The 23,463-nt window shown below is 58.5% G+C and carries 22 protein-coding genes; 13 read left to right on the forward strand and 9 right to left on the reverse strand.

The genetic code is table 11. The features are described 5' to 3' along the window. The first annotated feature begins 17 nt into the window (after positions 1 to 17). From ACGK9W_RS19465 to ACGK9W_RS19485, 5 genes are all read left to right on the forward strand, one after another. The gene (locus ACGK9W_RS19465) at positions 18 to 932 is read left to right on the forward strand and encodes a LysR family transcriptional regulator (RefSeq protein ID WP_405418260.1); all 915 of its coding nucleotides are present in this window, start codon (positions 18 to 20) and stop codon (positions 930 to 932) included. Next, positions 925 to 2,211, forward strand: coding sequence for a Xaa-Pro dipeptidase (pepQ, locus tag ACGK9W_RS19470; RefSeq protein WP_092033550.1), 1,287 nt, complete (start codon positions 925 to 927; stop codon positions 2,209 to 2,211). Before ACGK9W_RS19465 ends, pepQ begins: the two co-directional genes overlap by 8 nt. A gap of 107 nt (positions 2,212 to 2,318) precedes the next feature. Then, the gene (locus ACGK9W_RS19475; RefSeq protein WP_012139146.1) at positions 2,319 to 2,525 is read left to right on the forward strand and encodes a bacterioferritin-associated ferredoxin; all 207 of its coding nucleotides are present in this window, start codon (positions 2,319 to 2,321) and stop codon (positions 2,523 to 2,525) included. Positions 2,526 to 2,614: 89 nt separating this feature from the next. Next, on the forward strand, positions 2,615 to 3,091 hold the full coding sequence (bfr, locus tag ACGK9W_RS19480; RefSeq protein WP_014575823.1) for a bacterioferritin: 477 nt from the start codon (positions 2,615 to 2,617) through the stop codon (positions 3,089 to 3,091). A gap of 9 nt (positions 3,092 to 3,100) precedes the next feature. After that, positions 3,101 to 4,459, forward strand: coding sequence for a phosphomannomutase (locus tag ACGK9W_RS19485; RefSeq protein ID WP_092033518.1), 1,359 nt, complete (start codon positions 3,101 to 3,103; stop codon positions 4,457 to 4,459). A gap of 143 nt (positions 4,460 to 4,602) precedes the next feature. Here ACGK9W_RS19485 and ACGK9W_RS19490 read toward each other — a convergent pair whose 3' ends face one another. Together ACGK9W_RS19490 and ACGK9W_RS19495 are read right to left on the reverse strand one after the other, a co-directional pair. Next, positions 4,603 to 5,730, reverse strand: a complete 1,128-nt coding sequence (locus ACGK9W_RS19490; protein ID WP_104271558.1) for a phospholipase A — start codon at positions 5,728 to 5,730, stop codon at positions 4,603 to 4,605. 11 nt (positions 5,731 to 5,741) lie between these two features. After that, positions 5,742 to 6,080 carry a hypothetical protein gene (locus tag ACGK9W_RS19495; protein ID WP_014575826.1) on the reverse strand — a complete coding sequence of 113 codons (339 nt, stop codon included), beginning with the start codon at positions 6,078 to 6,080 and terminating at the stop codon, positions 5,742 to 5,744. A 202-nt stretch (positions 6,081 to 6,282) separates the two neighbouring features. Between ACGK9W_RS19495 and ACGK9W_RS19500 the strand changes: the two genes are divergently transcribed. After that, positions 6,283 to 6,696, forward strand: a complete 414-nt coding sequence (locus ACGK9W_RS19500) for a cytochrome c5 family protein (protein ID WP_053114121.1) — start codon at positions 6,283 to 6,285, stop codon at positions 6,694 to 6,696. 78 nt (positions 6,697 to 6,774) lie between these two features. On the opposite strand, the gene ACGK9W_RS19505 is transcribed toward ACGK9W_RS19500, so the two are convergent. From ACGK9W_RS19505 to rep, 3 genes are all read right to left on the reverse strand, one after another. After that, positions 6,775 to 7,320 carry a hypothetical protein gene (locus tag ACGK9W_RS19505; protein WP_104271556.1) on the reverse strand — a complete coding sequence of 182 codons (546 nt, stop codon included), beginning with the start codon at positions 7,318 to 7,320 and terminating at the stop codon, positions 6,775 to 6,777. Between the two features lie 20 nt (positions 7,321 to 7,340). Continuing rightward, positions 7,341 to 9,596 carry a galactose oxidase-like domain-containing protein gene (locus tag ACGK9W_RS19510; RefSeq protein WP_405418268.1) on the reverse strand — a complete coding sequence of 752 codons (2,256 nt, stop codon included), beginning with the start codon at positions 9,594 to 9,596 and terminating at the stop codon, positions 7,341 to 7,343. Between the two features lie 105 nt (positions 9,597 to 9,701). Beyond that, a complete protein-coding gene (gene rep / locus ACGK9W_RS19515; RefSeq protein ID WP_053114127.1) occupies positions 9,702 to 11,720 on the reverse strand; it encodes a DNA helicase Rep in 2,019 nt (672 codons plus the stop codon). 143 nt (positions 11,721 to 11,863) lie between these two features. Here rep and ACGK9W_RS19520 point away from each other — a divergent pair, with 143 nt between their 5' ends. The 4 genes from ACGK9W_RS19520 (at position 11,864) to rmf (ending at position 17,947) form a co-directional block, all read left to right on the forward strand. Beyond that, on the forward strand, positions 11,864 to 13,600 hold the full coding sequence (locus ACGK9W_RS19520; RefSeq protein WP_014575830.1) for a bifunctional diguanylate cyclase/phosphodiesterase: 1,737 nt from the start codon (positions 11,864 to 11,866) through the stop codon (positions 13,598 to 13,600). 49 nt (positions 13,601 to 13,649) lie between these two features. Then, positions 13,650 to 15,989, forward strand: a complete 2,340-nt coding sequence (locus tag ACGK9W_RS19525) for a Tex family protein (RefSeq protein WP_053114130.1) — start codon at positions 13,650 to 13,652, stop codon at positions 15,987 to 15,989. Between the two features lie 66 nt (positions 15,990 to 16,055). After that, complete coding sequence (gene gshA / locus ACGK9W_RS19530; RefSeq protein WP_008169925.1) at positions 16,056 to 17,609, forward strand: glutamate--cysteine ligase; 1,554 nt, start codon at positions 16,056 to 16,058, stop codon at positions 17,607 to 17,609. Between the two features lie 122 nt (positions 17,610 to 17,731). Continuing rightward, positions 17,732 to 17,947, forward strand: coding sequence for a ribosome modulation factor (gene rmf / locus ACGK9W_RS19535; RefSeq protein ID WP_008169923.1), 216 nt, complete (start codon positions 17,732 to 17,734; stop codon positions 17,945 to 17,947). Between the two features lie 20 nt (positions 17,948 to 17,967). Here rmf and ACGK9W_RS19540 read toward each other — a convergent pair whose 3' ends face one another. Further along, positions 17,968 to 18,417: a flagellar basal body-associated FliL family protein gene (locus ACGK9W_RS19540; protein WP_053114134.1), complete on the reverse strand. Its 450-nt coding sequence runs from the start codon at positions 18,415 to 18,417 to the stop codon at positions 17,968 to 17,970. Positions 18,418 to 18,510: 93 nt separating this feature from the next. Between ACGK9W_RS19540 and ACGK9W_RS19545 the strand changes: the two genes are divergently transcribed. Then, entirely contained in the window at positions 18,511 to 19,017 is a 507-nt protein-coding gene (locus tag ACGK9W_RS19545) for a disulfide bond formation protein B (RefSeq protein WP_175497417.1), read from the forward strand. Between the two features lie 100 nt (positions 19,018 to 19,117). Continuing rightward, positions 19,118 to 19,597 (forward strand): sigma D regulator, encoded by a 480-nt coding sequence (gene rsd / locus ACGK9W_RS19550; protein ID WP_088829523.1) that lies wholly within the window; start codon positions 19,118 to 19,120, stop codon positions 19,595 to 19,597. A 91-nt stretch (positions 19,598 to 19,688) separates the two neighbouring features. Here rsd and ACGK9W_RS19555 read toward each other — a convergent pair whose 3' ends face one another. From ACGK9W_RS19555 to ACGK9W_RS19565, 3 genes are all read right to left on the reverse strand, one after another. Continuing rightward, positions 19,689 to 20,405: an FKBP-type peptidyl-prolyl cis-trans isomerase gene (locus ACGK9W_RS19555; protein ID WP_288367031.1), complete on the reverse strand. Its 717-nt coding sequence runs from the start codon at positions 20,403 to 20,405 to the stop codon at positions 19,689 to 19,691. A 124-nt stretch (positions 20,406 to 20,529) separates the two neighbouring features. Next, positions 20,530 to 20,916, reverse strand: coding sequence for a DUF4124 domain-containing protein (locus ACGK9W_RS19560; protein WP_008169912.1), 387 nt, complete (start codon positions 20,914 to 20,916; stop codon positions 20,530 to 20,532). Beyond that, positions 20,913 to 21,518: a TIGR02444 family protein gene (locus ACGK9W_RS19565; protein WP_405418274.1), complete on the reverse strand. Its 606-nt coding sequence runs from the start codon at positions 21,516 to 21,518 to the stop codon at positions 20,913 to 20,915. Before ACGK9W_RS19565 ends, ACGK9W_RS19560 begins: the two co-directional genes overlap by 4 nt. Here ACGK9W_RS19565 and ACGK9W_RS19570 point away from each other — a divergent pair. Beyond that, on the forward strand, positions 21,517 to 23,460 hold the full coding sequence (locus ACGK9W_RS19570; protein ID WP_273070149.1) for an ATP-binding cassette domain-containing protein: 1,944 nt from the start codon (positions 21,517 to 21,519) through the stop codon (positions 23,458 to 23,460). The genes ACGK9W_RS19565 and ACGK9W_RS19570 overlap by 2 nt on opposite strands. The last annotated feature ends 3 nt before the right edge of the window (positions 23,461 to 23,463 follow it).

Raw genomic sequence — 23,463 nt, forward strand, 5'->3', positions numbered from 1 at the left:
TACCCTCAGGGGACTCCATGGAAGTACGCTGGTTGGAAGATTTTCTGGCGCTGGCCCGAACGCGCCATTTCTCACGTGCTGCCGAGTTGCAGCACGTGAGCCAGCCTACGTTCAGCCGCCGGATCAAATTATTGGAAGAAGCCATGGGCAGCACGCTGGTCAACCGCCAGACGCTGCCGCTCTCGCTGACGCCCGCTGGCGAGATATTCAGGGAGCTGTGCGAGCGGATCACCCGGGATGTGCGGGATACCCGCGATCGAATCAGCGCCCTTGAAGCCGAGGTGTCTGCCAGGATCAGTGTGGGTTCCACGCAGGGTCTGTTTTCGCACTTTTACCAGGGCTGGGCGAAAGACGCGGGCATTGCCGAGCGTTTGCAGCTCAATCTGAATGCCACCAGCTGGGTGGGGGAACAGTTTCTGGAGGCGCTGGATAGTGGTGAGTGTGATCTGGTGCTGTGCTATTGGCATCCAGATCTGCCCTGGGGCGGGAGGCTGACTGCCGATAGCTACGACTGGCTGGTGCTGGCTCGCGAATCCCTGGTTCCGGTCAGTGTTGCTGATGATCAGGGGCATCCGCGGTTTGCCTTGCCGGGCAGCCCGGAGCAGCCGGTACCGCTGATCGCTTATCACAGTCGTGGTTTCCTGCAATCGGCGATTGAGGGCCATCTTGCCCGCAACAGGTTGACGGCCAATCTGTTACCCCTGAACGAGAACACCCAGTCCGCCAGCATCAAGGCGCTGGTGAAGCAGGGTTTCGACATGGGCTGGTTGCCCCGGCGCATGATGGAAAAAAGCGAACAGTTCGGCAGTCTGGTGCGAGCCGGTGACGAAGGCTGGGATGTCCCCCTGGAAATTCGCCTGATCCGTCTCCGTGACACCCGGTCGGACGATCTTTTAACGCTCTGGAAAACACTGGAAGATGGCCATGCCTGATAATGCGCTGTTGTCGCTGCAGACCGATCACCTGAAAGAACTGCAGGCCCGATACGAATCGGCCCTGGCAGAGCATGGCTACGACAGCCTGCTGATTGCTTCCGGCGCCGCGCCTTACCGTTATGGAGATGACCAGGCCTGGCATTTCCAGGGTTATGGTCCGTTTCTGCACTGGACCGGGCTGGCCGGTCGCGAACACTGCTGGCTCTGGATCCGGGCCGGGCACAAGCCCGTGCTCTGGCTGTTCGAACCGGTCGACTTCTGGCACGCCAATTCGCCACTGGCGGAAGAGCCCTGGCAGCAATTCATCGAGGTTCGCAGCAGTGCCTCACCCGAGGCCCCGTTGCTGGATGATCCGGAAAGCCTTGCGGTGATCGGGGATCCTGCCCTGATATGGAATATTCCGGGTGAGAAAAACCCGGAGGCTCTGTTGAGGGATCTGGACGAGACCCGCGTGTGCAAAACGCCCTACGAAATCGAGTGTCTCGCGCAGGCGAACAGACTGGCTCTGGCAGGCCACGCGGCGGCCCGGGAGGCGTTCCTGGTCGGTGAGAGCGAGTTTGGCATCAATCTGGCCTACCAGCAGGCAACCGGTCAGCGGGAAGCCGAAGCGCCTTATCACAGCATTATCGGGCTGAACGAGCACGCCGGGACGTTGCACTACCAGTATTACGATACGCAGCCGCCAGGGCAGACCCGCAGCCTGCTGATCGATGCCGGGGTCCGTTTTCGGAGCTACTGCTCCGATATAACCCGCACCACGGCAGGCCCGGGAGAGTCCCACTTCGCGGCGCTGATCCACGGTCTCGACCGGCTTCAGGTCAGGCTCTGCGACATGGTCGCGCCCGGGGTGGACTACATCGACATTCATCGCAAGGCGCATCAGGGGCTTGCCGCCCTGCTGTCGGCGACTGGTCTGGTTATCGGCCTGGATGACGAGGACATCGTCGAAAAGGGCATCACCCGTGTGTTCTTCCCCCATGGCATCGGTCACTTCCTGGGCGTCCAGGTTCACGACGTAGCTGGAAAGCCCACGCCGCCTCCGGAAGATGCGCCATTTCTCCGTCTCACCCGCCGGCTTGAACCCGGTATGGTGGTAACCATCGAGCCGGGTCTCTATTTCATTCCGTCGCTGCTGGATCCACTGCTGGAAGGCGAGCTGGGGCGATATTTAAACCGGGAGCTGATTGGGCGGCTGAGAGGCTGCGGCGGAATCCGTATCGAGGACAACGTGGTGGTTACCGACGCAGGTTCGCGGAATCTGACCCGGGGGTTGTGAGTCTCGCAACACAAAAGTTGCACAAATTTAAGCCAGAAGGCTTGCATTTCGAGATGCCAATGACAATAATTATCACTAACTTTTATTGTCATTGGTGAGTCACTGCTATGTACGTATGTCTTTGCCACGGCGTAACCGACCGGGAAATTCGCGAAGCTGCCGATAACGGCGTGTCATCCATGCGCCAGCTTGGCAAAGAGCTGGGTGTCGGCACCCAGTGTGGACGCTGCGCCTGCACCGCCCGCGAAATCCTGCGCGAGAGCCGCACGCCCGACTACCTGGCCATGGCCAATATGCTCGCCCAGCCTGCCTGACCGGCACGATTGTCCGGTTCTGTTTTTATCCTGCGCCATAAGGGGCTATCCTAAGACACTGATTCATTCGGCCATCAGGGAGCCCGAGTATGAAAGGCGATAAAAAGGTCATCCAGCACTTGAACAAGGTCCTCGGCAACGAGCTGACCGCTATTAACCAGTACTTTCTCCATTCCCGCATGTACAAGGATTGGGGTATTACCAAGCTGGCCGCCAAGGAATACGAAGAATCCATCGACGAGATGAAGCATGCAGACCAGCTTATCGAGCGGATCCTGTTCCTCGAAGGGCTGCCCAATCTCCAGGATCTGAACAAATTGCTGATCGGCGAAAACGTCGAGGAAATGATCTCCTGCGATCTCAAACTGGAAGAAATTGCCCACACCGACCTGAAAGAAGCGATCCTCTACTGCGAGGAAGTGCAGGATTTCACCAGCCGTGAACTGTTCCGCAGCATTCTCGATAGTGAAGAAGAGCACATCGACTGGCTGGAAACCCAGCTGGAAATGATTTCCCAGATGGGCATCCAGAACTACATCCAGCTTCAGTCATCCGCCGCGGAGTAATTTCAGACAATGGACTTGTCCTGTTTTAAAGCCTACGACCTGCGAGGCCGGGTGCCGGATCAACTGAATCCGGTCCTTGCTGAAAAAATCGGACGCGCTTACGTGGAAATCACTGGCGCGAAAAAAGTCATCGTGGGCTACGACATCCGGCTGTCCAGTCCCGACATTGCCGAGGCACTCAGCTCCGGCCTCATGGCCGCCGGCGCGGATGTGTTTGATATCGGCCTGTGCGGCACCGAGCAGGTGTATTTTGCCACCAGCCATTACAAGATGGACGGCGGCATTATGGTGACTGCCAGCCACAATCCCAAAGATCACAACGGCATGAAAATGGTCGGCCCTGAATCCCGGCCTATCAGCTCCGATAACGGTCTGAACGAGATCCGCGACCGGGTGCTGGAGCCATTCGGTGATGCACCTCAGCAGGGTCGCTACGAACCACTTGAGGTGATGAGCGCCTACGTGGACCATCTCCTGGGGTATATCGATGCCGGTTCGCTCAGCCCGCTGACCATTGTCTGCAACGCCGGTAACGGCGGCGCCGGCCTGGTGATCGATGAACTCGAACAGCACCTGCCCTTTGAATTCGTGAAAGTGCACCACCAGCCAGACGGCCATTTTCCCAACGGCGTACCGAACCCGATCCTCCCGGAAAACCGGGCGGCGACGGCCGACGCCGTTATCGCGGAAGGCGCTGCCATGGGCATCGCCTGGGATGGCGACTACGACCGCTGCTTCTTCTTCGACGAAAACGGCCGTTTCATAGAGGGGTACTACATTGTTGGTTTGCTCGCCGACCAGTTCCTGCGCAAAACCGGCGGCGGCAAGGTCATCCATGACCCCCGTCTGACCTGGAACACCCTTGATCTGGTGAAAGCCGCCGGTGGCGAAGCCATCGAGAGCAAGACCGGCCACGCCTTCATCAAACAGAGAATGCGTGACGAAGATGCCGTGTATGGTGGCGAAATGAGCGCCCACCACTACTTCCGCGACTTCGCCTATTGCGACAGCGGCATGATCCCCTGGCTGCTGGTTGCCGAACGCCTCTGCCAGTCCGGCCAGACCCTGTCGTCGCTCATCGATGCCCGAATCGAAGCCTACCCCGCCAGCGGCGAAATCAACCGCACCATCGATGATCCCCCCAAGGTCATCGCTGCGATTGAAGCCAAATACAGCGTTGGCGCCAAAAGCGTCAGCCACGTGGACGGCGTAAGCATCGAATTCGACGACTGGCGCTTCAACCTACGAATGTCCAACACCGAGCCGGTTGTACGGTTGAACGTAGAATCGCGGGCGGATATTCCGTTGATGGAAGAGAAGACGGAAGAATTGCTGGCAGAAATGCAGAGATTGAACGAGGAGAGGTAACTCCTTTTTTTGGGGCCGAGTGGGACGCTTGTCCTCATGAAACTGTGCGGAGCCAGGGATGGCGGAGCCCAAGCGTCACAGGGATGTGCCGTTAGGAGCGTGTTTCAGGAGGACAAGCGTCCCAGTCGGTCTTGCACCTGAAGTCAGAGCCAGTCGTTCAGCATAATCCCGATACCGAACCGCTGAATCCGGTGGTTATAGTCGATCAGACTCTCCCCATACCCGTTGTAGTACTGGAAGAACCCCTTAACCGTATCCCCCATTGGGAAACTGTACCCGAACTCCACCGACGTCTTGTTATCATCCGACCGCAGGTTATTCATCAGCCGCAACGAAAACGTCCGATCCTCGGTCAGCTTGTATACCGCATGGTAATTGGCATACCCCAGGTAGCGCTGGATGTCCGCATTATCATCGTCATTGTTCTCCGGAATCCGATACCAGGGCTGGACCATAAAGAGCCAGCGATCATAACTGTACGCGGCTGAGCCCATGATGCGATTCCAGCTCCGGGACTTCGGTTCAGACTGCCCGTTGGACTGGTGATTGAATCCGAGGGTCACGCCATTCAGTCGGCCCGGTCCGATATCCCAGTCGGTCTGGTATCGGGCGAATATCTCCGGCTCGTAGTTGGTTTCCCGGAAAGGCGCGGAGTCGTCCTGGTTGTACACCTGCCAGAACGAGGTCTGGGTATAGCCAAACCAGAGTGTTGTGCGGTCATCCAGAATTCCCGTCAGCAGTGGGACCTTGAAACTGATCTGGTACTTGGCTTCTTCCCGTTCCAGGTCGTAGTCATAACCGATGGACCCTAGCCGGGGACTGGATGGCGATTCGTTCGGGTCTTTCACCCAGCTCACCGGCAGGATGTAGGTGGGCCGGTGCCCCACAAAGCTGCCGGAAAAGGAAAACACGGCTTTCTCGGCGGCCACATAGCGGTCCACCAAGGCAGACATAACGCCTGCGTCGGAATCGCCTTCCAAGGCACTGCCGGCAACGGCATCGAGATCTTTACCATTGGGCGCCAGTTGCTCCGCGCTCTTCTCGGCCTGTTCCTTGGCGCTTTCCGATGCCTGGGCCTGGCTCTCAGTGGGTTTGTAGAGGCTGTCAAAACAGGCCAGTCGCTTGATGCCATCGTCAATCAGGGCGCACTGTTCGGGTGAATCAATGGAGGGCGCTTCCTCAGTCTGTGCCGACACGTTTACAGGCACCGACAGCATCAACGAGAAGGTAATGATGGCCGTGGGCGGCGCCAACAGGTGTGGGGATGTCATCAGGTGCTCTCCTAGCTGGCGGTCAGACTGAACCAGGTGTTGGCAATGCCATAGATCCAGACGCCGATCAGGGTGACGGCCAGAAGTGAGAAAATAACCTTGTGCTTGAACCGGTTGCCACTTTCCGCCGAGGCTACCCAGCGCAGGTACATGAGGCCGATAAAGCTGATGAAGACCCCGAGGCTGGCGAAGGCTGGAATCAGCAGCCAGCCGGCGCTGATGGTCTGACCGTCGCTGGTCTGGCTGGAAAACCACCCCATGGAAGCCAGCAAAACGGCAAGCGCCGTAAATTCGGCAATCAGCAGCGGTTTGCGCAACGGGTGGGGTGAAGTCGGTTCCGAATTGGTCATGGAAACAGGTCCTGAATGATGAAACGTCGGCGAACACCATGGTAACCGGATTGTTCGCGAAACACCCTCTGACTTACGAAATCGCAATTAAAATGGTTGAAATCAATTTATGATTTTGCTGTTTGGTTTTTTTGCCGGGTTTCAGTCGCTATAATGCGGCGACCGAAGATTATAACGCTCAAATGCGAGGTGCATTGTGAAGATGAAGAGAGTCCTGGCTGCTGTGTTGGTCGTTGCAGGCCTGACAGCTAGCGCCGTAATGGCAAGCGTCGAAGATGAAATCCGTGCACGTATCCAGCCGGTTGGCGAAGTGTGTCTGCAGGGTGACGAATGTGGCAGTGCTGCTGCTCCGACCGAGACCGCCAGCTCTGGTCCTCGTTCAGGTAGCGAAGTGTATGACGCGGTTTGCATGGCGTGTCACACCACCGGTGCTGCTGGTGCACCTGTGATTGGTGATGCCGATGCCTGGGCTCCTCGCATCGATAAAGGGCTGGACACTCTGGTCAGTCACGCGATCAATGGCTTCAATGCCATGCCTGCAAAGGGCGGTTGTGCAAGCTGTCCGGATGAAGAAATTCAGGCGGCTGTCGAGCACCTGGTGGCAGAAAGTCAGTAAGGCTATTTTGAGTAAAAGAAAAGCCCCCGATATTCGGGGGCTTTTTCTTATGGCCTTTCGGCCTTCCGGTTTAGGCGGTCAGGGGAGCGGTTTACGCCTCAGCTCGCCGACTATAATCGCTGTTTCGCCGGAGGCGGTTTGCAGGCTGATCGACCAGCTCTGATGTTCTGGTTCCTGGTGATGCATGCTCTCCATCGCTGCCAGGCGTGGGTCTAGCCAGCCAAAACTGGCACTTTGCGACAGCACTGCCCATCTGTCACTCTCCTCAACGGGCGTTCCCGAGAGAGTGGGGGCGTTTGGCAGAGACCGCCAGCTCGGGCTTTCGGTATTGACCATGACGGTCTTGCCAGTAAACCTGAGAAATGCCTCGTCTTGGGTTCCCAATACTGTCAGAGGGGTGTCGCCCCGGTAGCTCAACAGGATGCCCGGGCGTGGGGCATCCAGAATCATCGCGTTCAATCCCTGAATGTTCGGCTGCTCGGTAATGCGGGCCTGCACGATCTCAGAGGGAGCGCCCTCTGCGTCGGGTGCCCCATGCGCCCCCGCTGGCGAGGAAGCCAGCAGGGGCATCAGGCCGAACAAAACCAGTGGCAAGCCGCCAGTACTGATCCGTCCGTTTTTCATAATGTACTCCCGTTGCCTGGTTACAGAATCTCAAGTGTTGATTCGATAATTCCGTCGGCGGTCGTGGTGTCGCCCGCCATCTGGGTTGGCGCCATGCATTCGAGGTTCTCGTTGACCACGGTGATGGGAGCCGATATTGATGGCACCCTTCCTTCAGTCGTCTGTTTGCTCACGAACAGCATGTACTCGCCGGCGGGGACCACGTTGTGGTTGTCTGGCATTTTCAGGGTCAGCTTGTTGCCGTTGCCTCTTTCCATGACCAGTTCAATGGCGCGCTGGTCGCCATCAATCACATGGGTCATGACCGTCCGGCGAATCAGCAGCGCCTTGTCGATCTGGTCGGCCTGGTCAACCTTTATATTGAAGCGATCACCAATGCTCAGGTTGCGCGGCGCGCTCTGGATTTCCGGGCGGTCGTCACGCATGGCATAGGGTGGTGTGTAGATTTCAAAGCTGGGATCCCGTCCGTCATACGGCGCCAAACCGAAGTCCTGAAGATCGACGAAGGTCAGGTAGGCGGTATTGATCGGCGAATGCCCGGCAATCATCACACGACCGTCTTCCATAAGTACCGCTGTATTGTGGTAAGTCCGTGCCCTGTGGCCCGTTGCCATTTCAGTCCACGTGCCCGTTTCCGGATCAAAGCGCTCGGCCGTGCGAATTGGGCCCTCAAGGCCGGGTGCTACGACACCATCGCGGTTGCCGCCACTGAATACCATGACGCTGCCGTCAGGCATGAGAACATTGGTGCCATACCAGCGTGGCTGGTTGAGCGAGCCAGTGAGTCTTGATTCGTAGCCGATGTCATCGCCATTCGTGGTTATGCGGTCGATCCGGCTCTGATCCGTGGGCAGGTAGCCGCCGGGATTGGTCAGTAGAGCGTAACTGGGAACACCACCGGCAGTCAGAAGCTCGACGTCCGTGTACTCACCGTTGGCGTTTGGCTTGAGAGGTAACATGGTTGAGGACGTGGAGCCGCGCATGCCACCGGCAATGGCCATTCGAAGGTCGTCCTCTGAAACGCCCAGCTCTGCGCCGCTCTCCAGCAGATCAGACGGAGCTTCCAGCACATCGCCCAGCAATGAGCCGATCTGGTCCAGGGAAAGATTGGTGATATTCAGTGTGCTGCTGAGCTGGTCCAGCCCGACTTCATCCAGTCTCAGGGGCAGTCCGGCATAGCCGATGTCGTTCCAGCGCTGGGTTGCGGGATTGTAGCTGGCGACAATGTTCCACAAGGCCTGGTCATACCCCTGGCCAAATGGATTGAACGCCTGGCCGCCCGCGTTATAGAGCACGTGACCGTTGGGCAGGAGATGCATTCGCGGGTAAAGCGGCAGTGACCTGTCTGCGGTCGAAGGATTCTCCGTCCACACGCCTGCGCAAGGGTTGTAGGTTTCCGTTTGGACGACGTTGCGTCCGCTATTCAGAGGCTCGTCCGGATAGACGGGCTTCAAAAGCTTGGTGACGCCGCTCGCCACAAAGACGTCGCCATTGCCCAGAGTGACCAGCGACGGGTACCAGCGGCCGTAGGTCATATCACCGCTCTGGCGCCAGGTGTTGGTCGCCTCATCGAATATCCGCGAATTCTTGATGCCTTCCAGCTCTGCAACGCCGAGTGGCAGGCCGTCTATGCCGGGCTCCGAGTAGTAGTCGGTGCCACCGACAGCCATCACATCGCCGTTTGCGAGGCCAATAACATCCGAGCAGAACAGCGCACCGTCGTTTTTACTGGTGTTATCTGCAGTATCAATCAAGCCGTCGAGTTCGGTGCCGTTGAGGAGGGTCTCGCTGTCATTGCCGTCCGGATTGGCACCGGCATCCAATGGGGACGGTTTGAGCCAGGACGGGTTGTCGCTTTCATCAAGCGACAATACACGGGTCTGATCGTTGACCGAGACTTCGCCGAATTCGGCGACGATTGACAGCTCGACGTTTTCGGTACCCTCGAGCGCATTCAGGTAGAGTAGGCGACCGTCTTTCAGCAGGGCCATGGTACCTGCGGCCGGTTTGCACTCATCCATGCCATCGGCCCGGGTGATGCATTTCTCATCGGTTTCAACAGCTTCACCGTCGACGATGATGGTTGGTTCCGCAAAAGGTTCGCTAAAACGTCCCTTCTCGGAGTAATCCTCTGCTAGAGCCGTCTGGCTCGATGAATCCTCGTTAGAGGTTCCGAGGAGTCCGCCCAGCAGACCCGCGCTGGCGGTCGTGGACTCCGCCGCAATGAGCAGAAACGAACCGGTAAGCTGACACAATCGATTGCGATGTGTGGACATGAAGCCCTCCTGATCTTGTTGTTGTCGAAGTGGGATCTGGTCTCCCGCTTGCAGAAACGGATCAGGGGCGTCAAAAGTTGCAGTAATTGTGAAAAAAAGTGAATTTTAAAGGCCGAGGTCGCCCAGAAGGGCGCTCAGAGTCGCTTTTCCCTTTTTCTGATTGGCTTCCACATCCAGGTCGCCAGTGCCCTCCCACTTGAGATCTTCTTCGGGCAGTTCATCAAGAAAACGGCTCGGGATGGTTTCCAGCTTTTCCCCGTACTGTTTGCGGCTAGCCGCATAGGTCAGCGTCAGTGTTTCCCGGGCGCGGGTAATGCCCACATACATCAGCCGCCGCTCCTCCTCGATGTTGCCTTCCTCGATGCTGCTTCGGTGGGGCAGGATTTCCTCTTCAAGCCCCATGATGAACACATGGGGAAACTCCAGGCCCTTGGAAGCGTGCAGGGTGAGCAGCTGAACCTTGTCGCTGTCATCGTCCTCTTCCCGCTGTTCCATCATGTCCCGAAGGATCAGTTTGGTGATGGCATCCTCGATGCCGAGCTCATCGGCCGTGCCCTTGCCATCGTCGAGCATGCGCTGGATGGACTCCACCAGGTACCAGATGTTCTCCATCCGCCGCTCGGCCTGTTTGGGGGTGCCGGAGTGCTGGTGCAGCCACTCCTCGTATTCGATGTCCGTGAACAGCTGTTTGATCACGGGTATCGGGTTCTCGCTGTGCAACCGCTCGCAGGTGGCATCCACCCAGTGGGCAAAACGCCGCAGGCGATCCAGCCCCTTCTCGGTCACGTGGGTCTCTGCGCCCATGTCACCCAGGGCCTTGAACAGGCTGACGTTGCGGGACCGGGCGTAGTGACTGAGCTGCTCCAGCGTGCGCGGACCGATCTCCCGGCGTGGCACATTGACCACCCGCAGAAACGCGGCGTCGTCGTCCGGATTGATCAACAGCCGCAGGTAGGACATGGCGTCCTTGATCTCGTTCTTCGAGAAAAACGACTGGCCGCCGGAGATGCGGTAGGGGATCTGGTAGGCCTGCAGTTTCATTTCCAGCAGTCGTGCCTGGTGGTTACCCCGATACAGCACGGCAAAGTCCCGGAAATCGAGCCCTTTTTTTAGTTTCTGGTCGAGGATCTCGGTGGCAACGCGGTCGGTTTCCGCGTCTTCGTTGCGGCATCGGACAATCCGGATTTCCTCGCCGATGGTGTGATCACTCCACAACGCCTTCTCGAACACGTGGGGATTATTGGCAATTACTGTGTTGGCACTGCGCAGGATCCGGGCAGTGGACCGGTAATTCTGTTCAAGCTTGACGATTTTCAGGCTAGGGAAGTCTTCCTTTAGCTGGGCCAGGTTTTCGGGCCGGGCACCGCGCCAGGCATAGATGGACTGGTCGTCGTCTCCAACCACGGTAAACGCGGCCCGCTCGGCCACCAGCTGCTTGACTAGTTCATACTGGCACACGTTGGTGTCCTGGTATTCATCCACCAGCATGTAGCGAATCTTCCGCCGCCATTTCGCGAGCACGTCCGGATTCGAGCGGAACAGCATCACGGGCAGCAGGATCAGATCATCAAAATCGACCGCGTTGTAGGCTTTCAGGTACTCGTTGTATTTCTTGTAGATAATGGCAATACGCTGTTCACGCTCATCGGCAGCCTTGCTCAGGGCCTCGGCGGGCCCCCGCATGGCGTTTTTCCAGGAGGAGATGGTCATCTGGATGTCGTTGAGTTCGTCCCCGGCCTCGGCGCTGGCTTCCCGGAGCATCAGATCCTGTAACAGGGCCTTGGCATCCTCGGCATCAAAGATCGAGAAGCCGGGGTGGTAGCCAAGATGCGTGTGCTCCTCACGGATCATGTTGAGGCCAAGATTGTGAAAAGTAGATACAATCAGGCCCCGGGTCAGCTTCCGGTCAACGATCCTGCCAACCCGCTCTTTCATTTCACGGGCAGCCTTGTTGGTGAAGGTGACTGCGGCAATATGACGCCCCGGTATTCCAAGTTGCTCGATCAGGTAGGCAATCTTGCGGGTAATCACGCTGGTCTTGCCACTGCCTGCCCCGGCAAGCACCAGCATCGGGCCATCGGCATAGCGGACTGCTTCGCTTTGTCTCGGGTTGAGCTTGTTCACAAATAAATGGCCAGAATGGAACGAAATGGGGATAACGGACGTGGGCTTATTCTACACCAGACAGAGTTACTGTACCTTGGGGATCTATAGACTATGATTAACAGAACGGACTCGGTTGTTCACGCATAAATGGATCCTGCTTGATGACACTGCCACTGGAAACCATGAGGCCCGGACAGTTGCGCCTTTTGGTTCTTACACCAGACTACGCTGATTTTCTCTGGCTGAATGCTCTTCTGGCGGGTGACGTCGACATCAGTGCGGACGCGACCTGGTGCCCGGATCTGGTGGATTGTGATGATCTGATCCGTAACGCCAGTTTTGATGTCATCGTCTGGGACTGCGTGTTCCATGGTGGCTCAGAGGCGTCTTTCCTGCAATATCTGGCGGTCGCCAGCAATGAAAAACCGGTTCTGGCCCTCAGTGCCGAGCCGCCGATGGAGCGCGCGCCAGAGTTGCTGGCTGCCGGAGCTGCCGATTACCTTTGTCGTCAAACCCTGGACCACTGGACGTTCCGTCGGGCCGTGAAATGCCTCTGGTATCGGGACCAGTTGTCCGAGTCCGCCCATGGTCAGCTGGGCCGCGAAGTCGCCACCGGTTTTATCAACCGGGACCTTTTCTTCGATCGTCTCCAGCAGGCCTTGCTGCGGGCTGAGCGTGCAGGCCATCGGCTGGCCTTGTTGCACCTCAATATCGATGACTTCCGCAGCATTAATGAATCTTTCGGTTACCAGAAAAGCGACCAGTTGATGATGAAGCTGGCAGAGCGTCTTCGTCATTCTCTTCGTCGCGTCGATTCGCTGATGCGTATCGGGGGTGACGAACTGGCCATTATTGTTGAAAAGGTCGAGGACTCCCTCGATATCACCCAGATTATCCGCAAGGTGGTCAACGCCCTTGATGAGCCGGTTACGATTGATGGCCAGACGGTCGTGGTCAGTGCCAGCCTTGGTGTCGCAACCTACCCGGAAGCCGGAGACAGCGCCGAGAATCTGTTGCGCCGGGCCAACCGCGCCATGTTCGAAGCAAAACGGGATCCGGGCACCAGCTACCGTTTTTACGACCGCCAGCTGCACATTTCCGCCGGTTACCAGCTTCGTCTGGAGGCAGACCTCCGCAACGCCCTTCGAGGCAAGGAACTGGAGCTTTACTATCAGCCCCGGATTGATCTGGCCACGGAAGAAGTACGGGGTGTCGAATGCCTGTTGCGCTGGAATCACCCGGAGCGCGGGCTGGTGGGGCCGGACGAATTCATTCCGGTTGCCGAGCGCAGCGGGTTGATCGTGCCCATTGGTTACTGGGTCATCGAGCAGGCCTGCAAACGCCTGCAGGAGTCCGCCGAGCTCGGTTTCCCCGGGCTGGTGTTCGCGGTCAACCTGTCGTTCAGGCAGTTTCACGATCGCAAGATGACCGAAACCATTTTCCGCATCATCTTTAACGCCAACGTGGATACCAGTCTGCTGGAGCTGGAGCTGACCGAGAGTGCCATGATGCACGACCCGGAGTACGCCCAGCGCTGCCTGCGGGAATTGAACCAGCTGGGTATCAGTTTTGCCCTGGACGATTTCGGCACCGGCTTTTCATCGTTGAGCAATCTCCAGCATCTGCCCATCTCGCTGGTGAAGATCGACAAGTCGTTTGTGCAGGAGTTGGGTAATTCCGCAGACGCCGAACACATTATCCGGGCCATTATCAGCCTGGCCCACAGCCTGCAGATCAGCGTCGTCGCCGAAGGCGTGGAAACCGAAGGGCAACTGGAGTTTCTGCGCCAGCAGCATTGCGATGAAATCCAGGGCTATTACTACGCCCGGCCCATGCCCTGGGCGGATCTTGTGCAATTCCTGAACAAGCGGGGACAGGCCGCTTGCCTGCAGCAGTAAGCCGCTGTACCTTTACTGGTTTATTGGCAAAGCATCAGACAGAGGTTGCATGAACAGTATCTCCAGGCGTATCGCCGAGGAACTCGGTGTCCGCGAGCAACAGGTTAATGCCACCGTCGAACTGCTCGACGAAGGCGCGACCGTTCCGTTTATCGCCCGCTACCGGAAAGAGATCACAGGCTCACTGGATGACAGCCAGCTGAGGAACCTGGAAGAACGTCTGCGCTATTTGCGGGAACTGGAAGACCGTCGTGCCACTATCCTCAAGAGCATTGAGGAGCAGGGCAAGCTGACCGACGAGCTCAAGGCCACCATCCAGGACGCCGACACCAAGAACCGTCTGGAAGATCTTTACCTGCCCTACAAGCCCAAGCGCCGGACCAAGGCCCAGATTGCCCGCGAGGCGGGTCTGGAGCCGCTGGCTGACGCCCTCTATGATGATCCGACTCTCGATCCTGAAACCACTGCCCAGGGCTACCTGAACAAAGAAGCCGGCGTGGAAGATACCAAGGCTGCCCTGGATGGCGCCCGCTACATTCTGATGGAGCGGTTTGCCGAGGATGCCGAGCTGCTGGGCAGCCTGCGGGACTTTATCTGGCAGGAAGGCCAGCTGAACGTCACCGTGGTGGAAGGCAAGGAAAACGAGGGGGCCAAGTTCCGTGATTATTTCGACCACGTTGAGCCGCTTAAGAAAGTTCCGTCCCACCGTGCCCTGGCCATCCTTCGGGGCAGGAACGAGGGCGTTCTTGGTTACACGATTGTTGTTGGTGATGCCGAGGATGACCGCCGTGCGCCCCACCCGGCCGAGCAGCGCATCGCCGCTCGCTGGAATATCCGGGACAATGGTCGTGCTGCCGACAAATGGCTCTCGGAGGTGGTTCGCTGGACCTGGCGGGTGAAACTCTCCACCCAGATTGAAACCGATCTCATGGCACAGGTCCGCGAAGCGGCAGAAACCGAAGCCATCAACGTGTTCGCCGCCAACCTCAAGGATCTTCTGCTGCTTGCGCCGGCCGGTCCACGTCCGACCCTGGGCCTGGATCCAGGGCTACGCACCGGGGTGAAAGTGGCTGTTATCGATGGCACTGGCCAGGTGGCCGGCCACGGTGCCATCTTCCCCCATGCGCCGCAGAACCAATGGGACCGTTCCATCGAGCAGCTGGCGGCCTGGTGTCGGGAGTACAAGATTGAACTGGTGGCCATTGGCAATGGCACCGCTTCCCGGGAAACGGAGAAGCTGGTCGGCGACCTCAGCAAGCGTTACCCCGAATTGAAGCTGGCCCGGATCGTGGTCAGTGAGTCCGGTGCTTCGGTCTATTCAGCCTCCGAGTTCGCCTCAAAAGAACTGCCCGATCTGGATGTCACCATTCGCGGCGCGGTGTCCATTGCCCGCCGGTTGCAGGATCCGCTGGCCGAACTGGTGAAAATCGAGCCGAAATCCATCGGGGTGGGGCAGTACCAGCACGACGTTTCCCAGGTGCAGCTGTCACGAAGCCTCGATGCCGTAGTGGAAGACTGCGTAAACGGCGTGGGTGTGGATCTGAATACCGCGTCAGCGCCACTGCTGGCAAGGGTCTCGGGCCTGAACCAGACCATCGCCCAGAACATCATTGAGTTCCGCAACCAGAACGGCATGTTCCGCAACCGGAAACAGCTGCTCAAGGTCACCCGTCTCGGGGACCGCACGTTCGAGCAGGCGGCGGGTTTTCTGCGTATTGCCGGCGGCGAGAACCCCCTGGACCGGTCCTCCGTGCACCCGGAAGCCTATGGCGTGGTCGAGGCCATCGCCCGGAAAAATAATCGCGAAGTGGGCGATATCATCGGCGATTCCTCGTTCCTGCGTGGTCTGAATCCCCAGGATTACGTAACAGAACAGTTCGGTTTGCCGACTATCAAGGACATCATCTCGGAACTGGAGAAACCGGGGCGGGATCCGCGACCGGAATTCAGGTTCGCAAGTTTTGAGGAAGGGGTCGAAACCCTGAGCGATCTCAAACCCGGCATGGTGCTGGAAGGGTCGGTGACCAACGTGACCAACTTTGGCGCGTTTGTGGATATTGGTGTGCATCAGGATGGCCTGGTGCACATTTCCGCGCTGTCCCACACCTTCGTCAAGGATCCCCGAGAAGTGGTCAAGGCCGGGGATATCGTCAAGGTTAAGGTGATGGACGTGGATATCCCGCGCAAGCGAATTGCCCTGACCATGCGTATGGACGATCAGCCTGGCGAGAAAAACGAAGGCAAGCCAATGGCTGCCAACCGCTCCGGAGCCAGCCGCAAGGGCGGAAACCGGAATGCCGGTAATGGCGGTTCCGGTCAGAAATCCCCACAGGGCGCCATGGCTGGTGCGCTGGCCCAGGCACTTGCCTCGGCGCGCAAGGACAGCTGACGGGTTTACAATCTTTTCACCGGCCGGTTATGCACAAGAGCAAGCCGGCCGCAGCAGGAGTCGACCATGGCTGAATCCCGCCATTCCGTATTTCGTCAGTTCGCTGCCAGCGACTGGGATGGTTTCCTCAAGGGTGTCGAAAAAGAAGGGCTGCGGGTGGATCGCAACGGCTTCATCGCCCAGACTCCGCACCCCGAAGCCCTGGGGTCGGCGCTTACCCATCCGAGGATTACCACCGACTATTCAGAGGCCTTGCTGGAGCTGATCACGCCGGTGTTCGACAGCACGGCAGGCATGCTGAAATCGCTGCGGGATATCCACACGTTTGTGCAGCAGAACCTGGGTGACGAAGTGTTCTGGGCGACAAGCATGCCCTGTGAGCTGGATGGTGACCCGAGTATCCCCATCGCCGAGTATGGCAGCTCCAATATTGGCCAACTCAAGCATGTTTACCGGCAGGGACTGGCCGTGCGCTACGGCCGTATGATGCAGAGCATCGCGGGCGCCCACTACAATCTGTCCCTGCCCGACAGTTTCTGGCACAAGTGGCAGGAATTGCTGGGCAACGAGCAAAGCCTGAAAGACTTCAAGTCGGACCAGTATTTCTGGCTGATTCGCAATTTCCGCCGCCGCAGCTGGCTGCTGATGTTGTTGTTCGGTGCTTCGCCCGCCCTGGATGCCAGCTTTGTAGCCGGCGTGAACCATGATCTCTCGCGATTTGATGAACGCACCTGGTTCGGTGAGTACGCAACCTCGTTACGGATGGGCGATCTTGGGTACCACAACAACGCACAGGCATCCCTGAATATCTGTTTCAACGAGCTGAGCACCTACACCCAGACTCTGGATCGGGCCATTCACACCACCTGGCCGGCGTATGAGTCGATCGGCACCCGCCGGGGCGACAAGTTCATCCAGATCAACACCAGCGTACTGCAGATCGAGAACGAGTATTACAGCGCGGTGCGCCCCAAACGCACGACGCAGCGTGAGGAAAAGCCCATCCAGGCCCTCGAAGCCCGGGGTGTGGAGTACATTGAGGTGCGATGTTTGGACCTTGATCCCTTCTCGCCGGTTGGTGTGAACGAGGCCCAGATCGATTTTCTGGATCTGTTCCTGCTGGACTGCCTGCTAGCAGACTCTCCCCGAATTGGCGATGCCGAATGTGAACGCCTGGATGACAACTACAAGGATGTGGTCGCCAATGGGCGTTATCGAGAGTTGGCGCTTTGCCGTGGTGGGCATCGTACCCCGGTATCCGACGCTGCGAACGACATTCTGTCGCAGCTGGAGCCCCTTGCGGAACTGCTCGATAGTTGGCGGGGTGATGACACCTACCGCAACGCCCTTGCCGCCCAGCGCGAAGTGTTGACCGGTGAATGGACCGTGCCGTCTGCCCGGGTTCTCGATGCCATGCGTTCCTCTGGCCTGGGTCACCGGGAGTGGGGTATGGAAATGGCGCGGCAGCATCAGCAGAGCCTTAGGCAGGAAGGTCTTGGTGATGATGTGCGCCGCGCGTTTGAGGCTATGACGTCAGAATCCCTGACCGAGCAGGCCGACATGGAAAGCGCCGATACCCTGTCGTTCAGCGAGTTTCTGGAACAGTACCTGCGCTCTTGAACGTTGGGTTCGGGAGGCGTCGCAGGAGTCTGCGGACCTGACGCACAGAAACTGAACAAAGATTTGTCTCCCTCCGGTCCGGCTGTTAATTTTTGTAACATCAGGATCGGGAGGGGATTGCGATGGCAAGGGATATCAAACTCGGCTGGGACGTGGAAGCCCTGAACAAGGCTTACCGACAGGGCTATATGGCGGCCAACATGGGCATGGACAAATCCCGCTGCCCCTATCGTGGTGACGTCGTTATTGCGGCCTGGGAAGCCGGTTGGGATGATGCCGATCAGGTGGCCCGTGATGACCGCGACCAGTCAGATGATCTGTTCTCGCGGATCGCCTGAACCACTGGCCGGTTCCAGCTTCACTTCTGCACGACAAACTCCGTAAACAGCACGCCGGCTATGCTTTCGCCGGTCTGCTGCTCTTCCAGTACCGCATTGATTCGCTGTTTGGCTTCTTCGCGCAGCGCCTCCTGGCCCTCCATTGAGGTGAGGCGATCGGTATCCGTTTGCTCACCAAACAGCATGACCAGTTCGTGTCGCAATCGGGGCATGTGAGCATCCACGGCAGGCCGTGCGCTCGCGCTGTTTGCCCGCAGACTGACCGCGGCTTTCAGATAGGTTGGCTTGTTGCCGGGCGTACCCACGTGGGTCACGAACGGTGGATCCATGCTGATGTAGTCGGTAAAGCTGTTTTCTTCTTCAGCCACGTCCTCGTCGGCATTTTCCTCTTCCTGGGAAACGGCCGGCAAAGAGATCGTTGCAAACAACAGAAAAAGAAGCGTCAGAACAGATTTTGGCTGGCGTGTCATAGGCTTGAAGTTGATCGTGGTTTAGGGTTAAGTGACGAGAATAGCAGGCCCTGTGGCCGCTTGCAGTTTCAATTCACGATTCGAGGTGTTCTTTTGACCAGCAGATGGGTTTTCGGGCTTATTTTCCTTGTATGTGCCGCACTCCTTGGTGTGGCTTTTTATATGGAGCATGTGATGGGGCTCGAGCCCTGCCCGCTTTGCTGGTTACAGCGCTTCGGTTTCATGGGTGCCGGTCTGGTCAGTTTCCTGGCCTTTCTCCATGGCCCCACCGGATTCGGCGTGCGGATCTATGGGTTCCTGCTGGTGCTGACCGCCGGAGCAGGGCTGGGTGTCGCCGGGCGGCAGTTGTGGCTGCAGAGCCTGCCGGCGGACCAGGTGCCGGCATGCGGGCCTTCGGTGGACTACATGCTGGACGTTCTGCCGTGGTTCGAAGTTCTGTCTACCGCGCTCCAGGGCACCGGGGACTGCGCTGAAGTGGTCTGGCGGTTCCTGGGTTTGAGCATTCCCGGCTGGACTGCTGTCTTTTTCTCGCTGCTTGTCATCACCGGTCTGGTTTTGATGTTTCGCCGGCAAAAACCCCGGGAATGGATTCGAGGCTGAAACGGTTGCGGGGAACCGCAGCCATGGGGTAACTTGATCCAAACCTAATAAAAATCAAAACCGAAACAGAAGTAGTCAAGACAAGCGGAGAACAGGCGTCATGTTGGAAAATTGCCGGAATGCCAGGGAGCGCTGGGGCGGCGTCAGCGAACTGATAGATCGTTGGCTCAAGGAGCGTCAGGAGCTACTGGTGCATTACTGCGACCTGTCCGGGGAGAATGACTTCTCGCAGACGGAAGCGTTGAAAGAAAAGTTCGTGCGCCTGTGTGAGGTGCTGGTGGATTATGTGTCTACCGGCCATTTCGAGATTTACGAGCAGTTGGTCCGTGAAGCCAGGGAGTTCAACGATGGTGGCCTGGAGCTGGCCGCCAAGGTTTACCCCCGGATTGAGCAGACCACCGAGGTTGCCCTTAACTTCAACGACCGTCTGGATGGCCGGGAGTTGTCGGAAGAGGATGTCAAAGAGCTGTTCGGCGAATTGTCGAAGCTGGGTGAGACCCTTGAGACCCGTTTCGAGATGGAGGATTTCCTGATCGAACATCTCCACAATGCCCACGCTGGCAAAGTGGCCTCGGCCTGAGAAACGCCTGATTCAAAAAAGCCCCAGCCGGTAACGCCGGACTGGGGCTTTTTTATGGCCGCGCCAGAACTGGCCGCGGCTTGCCTGGAGCTTAGTCTCCGGAGCCGGGATTGATCTCGATCAGCTCGACATCAAACACCAGGGTCTCGTTCGGACCGATGGCGCGGTTGCCACCCGGGCCGTAGGCCAGATCGGACGGAATGTAGAGCTTGTAACGGGCACCCTCGCTCATCAGCTGCAGGCCCTCGGTCCAGCCGGGAATCACCTGGTTCAGGGCGAAGGTAACCGGCTCACCGCGCTCGCGGGAGCTGTCAAATACTTCACCGGACAGCAGTTCACCGGTGTAATGCACCTGAACGGTGTCTGTTGCTGCCGGCTTTTCGCCGTCACCCTGCTCAAGTACTTCGTATTGCAGGCCGGATTCAGTGGTTTCCACACCTTCACGCTCTGCGTTCTCGGCAAGGAAGGCTTCGCCGGCATCCAGGTTCTTCTGGGCCAATTCTTCCATCTGCTTGCCCTGCTCTTCCTGCAGCTGCTGCTGGTAGGTCATCAGAGCCTGCTGGATTTCCTCGCGGCTCATGCGCTTGGCTTCTTCATCGCCGGCGTGGCCGTGCTGGATGCCCTGGAGGAACTGGTCCATCTGCAGATTCGGCAGGTCGTTACCCATGCGCTCACCGAGAACCAGGCCCATGCCATAGCTCACCTTCTGATCGGTGGAATCCAGTTTCGGTTGTTCCGGGGCTTCGGGGGGTGTGGAACAGCCGGCCACGAGGCCGGTCACTGCCAGTGCAAGGAGCGTTTTCTTCATTGCATTATCCTTTAACGTCGGTGCTTGGGGCAGGGCCCCGCGTTGTGTTTGTCAGAACGCAGAAGGTAACGGGTTCCGGCATCAGATGCCACTGAACATGTGTTAAGAAACCGGACGTGTCAGCTCAGCTGCCGTTGGTACCGGCAGCTGAGGGACCCAGGGAGAAAGGTGCGCTGTAGGGAGATTGCCAGTCTGTTTCCGGCTCCTGCGGCTGAATCCGGGGGAAGACCTTGTCACGTCGCTCGATAGCGAGGGTGTTCCAGCGGCCCTGTTCGGGCGGCTGGTCAGCGTAGTGCCAGTTGCCGTCGGTATCCTGCCATTTGAACACGATTTCGGGGCCCTCGGTGGGAATCGGGGACGGGACCAGTCCTTCAAACGCGGGAATCTCGGGCTGCTCGTGCTCTGCCACAGGTTCGGAGACCTGCTCCGGGTCGTTCAGACCGAAGAAAATCAGCAATAGCAATAACCCGAGAGCCGGGAACGAGAGCCGTATGAGCCATTTCATCATCATGGCTGATGGTCTCCCTTGGGAAAGTGGGCCAGAGTATCGGCCAGTGTATTCAGCAAGGGCCTTGCATCGTCCTCAACGGGTAAGGTCGGTGCTGCCGCAAACAGATTGTTGATGATCAGTGCGTCGCGTCCCTGCATGTCTGCGTGTTCCGGGTTAATGGTCATTAGCGTTCGCCAGCTCAGGGCCAGTTCAATCTGTTCGGCTTCAAGCTCCAGGCCGGCGATGCCGGTGCGAAGCTTCTGACAGTTGTCGGCGCTGCCGGGCAGCGATTTCCGCGCGCTCCGGAGGGCAACGGTTACACGGTCGCGCCACTCTGTTACCGTAGCGTCCTCGACCCCGGCGAAGACCCTGCCAGAGAGTGCAAGCCAGGCCGCACCGAGAATCCGCGTTACGCTCCAGCCCTGATTCTGAAGCGCCAGGCAGCTGTTCTGGACATCCGGACGTTTCCAGAACGCCAGGGCAAAACGCCAGAGCGGGTTGTCCGGTTCCAGAACTGCCGGAAGTTCCAGCGGCGGTGTCGAAAAATCCGGGGTGGTCGCCGAGCGGACCGACATAGGCGCTGTGCCTTCCCTGAACACTTTACGTTGATAAAATGAAAGCATGTTAACGATAACCGATCTCAGTTTACAACGGGGCGGCGTCTGGTTGCTAGAATCCGTCAGCCTGACGGTGCAACCCGGCCAGCGTGTCGCGATCGTCGGTGCCAATGGTGCCGGCAAGTCCAGTCTTTTCCAGCTCTTGCTGGGCCAGTTGGCGCCAGAGCAGGGCGCGGTCTCTCTGCCGGGTGGTTGCCGGATTGCCCACATGGCGCAGGAGGTAGAAGCCACCGAGCGCAGCGCGAGGGATTTTGTTCTAGATGGCGACCTGGATTTGCGCCGCCTGGAAGGTGAACTTGCCAGGGCCGAGGCCGCAGGTGACGATCATGCCATTGCCCGCATACACGGTGAGCTGGATGTGCACGAGGCCTGGTCCGCCGGCCGCCGGGCCGAGGCCTTGCTGCGCGGGCTGGGATTCTCGGACGAGGACGCGAACCGGCCGGTATCGGCGTTTTCCGGTGGTTGGCGAATCCGCCTGAACCTGGCCCAGGCCCTGATGCGACCGTCCGATCTGCTGCTTCTGGACGAGCCCACTAACCACCTGGATCTGGATGCCTGTCTGTGGCTCGAGAATTGGCTGCGGCGCTATCCCGGTACCCTGCTGTTTATCTCCCACGACCGCGATTTCATGGATAGGGTCGCTACCCATGTCGTGCATTTCGATCGCCGTAACCTGGAACTGTATACGGGTAATTACTCAGCCTTTGAGGGCCAGCGCAGTGAGCGTCTGGCCCAGCAGCAGGCCGGTTTTGAACGCCAGCAGGCCAGGATCGCCGAAATCCAGCGGTTCATCGATCGGTTCAAGGCCAAGGCCACGAAGGCCCGTCAGGCCCAGAGCCGCGTCAAGGCTCTGGAGCGGATGGAGCGCATTGCCCCGGCCCATATCGATTCGCCGTTCAGCTTCGAGTTTCCGGTGGCCGAGAAGGTTTCCAATCCGCTGTTGTCGATACGCAATGGCAAGGCCGGGCACGGCAGTACTGCAATCCTCAACAGCATTAACCTGACCCTGTTGCCGGGCAGCAGGGTCGGGCTGCTGGGTCCCAATGGTGCGGGCAAGTCTACCCTGATGGATGCACTCCGGGGTGAGGGCACGTTGATGTCTGGTGATCGTACCTGTGGCGAGCATCTGGCCATCGGCTACTTTGCCCAGCATCAGCTGGAGTCCCTGGATCTGGATGCCAGCCCTTTCCTGCATCTTCAGCGGCTTTCCCCGAAGGCGTCAGAGCAGAGTATACGGAATTTCCTTGGTGGCTTTGATTTTCATGGCGATGAAGCCCTGAGTGCCATCCGGTCGTTTTCCGGTGGCGAAAAGGCCCGCGTGGCGCTGGCCGTGATCGCATGGCAGAGACCCAACCTGCTCCTGCTGGACGAGCCCACGAACCACCTGGATCTGGAAATGCGCCAGGCTCTGACCATGGCGCTGCAGAACTTTGAAGGCGCTATTGTGGTGGTTTCTCACGATCGGCACTTGCTAAGGAACACCGTGGACGAGTTCTGGCTGGTCAATGATGGTCGGGTAACGGAGTACCAGGGCGATCTGGAAGACTATGAGCGTTGGCTGGCGGACCGCCGGAAAGACGAAACCGAGGCACCTAGGAGAGTGCCGGTCGGCCAGGAGGGGGTGCCCGAGGCCGCTGAGGCGGTGGGCGAGAGTGCCGAAGATCGGAAGGCGCGCAAGCGGGCAGAGGCGGCTCTTCGCCAGAAACTCAGCCCCTACCGTAAAAAACAGAGTGCGCTGGAAAAGGAAATGGACCAGCTTCAGCAGAAGCTGTCAGCTCTGGAAGAGCAGCTATCCGAACCCGACCTTTACGACGACAGCGGCAAGACCCGTCTGAAAGAGTTGTTGGGGGAGCAGGCCACCGCAACCGCCCGCCTGGAAGAGGTGGAGGCGCAGTGGCTTGAAGTCAGCGAAGAGGTGGAGTCCCTGGAGGCCGAGTTGGCTGGCTGAGCG

It is taken from the genome of Marinobacter flavimaris, from assembly GCF_045057155.1.
Lineage (GTDB): Bacteria > Pseudomonadota > Gammaproteobacteria > Pseudomonadales > Oleiphilaceae > Marinobacter > Marinobacter manganoxydans.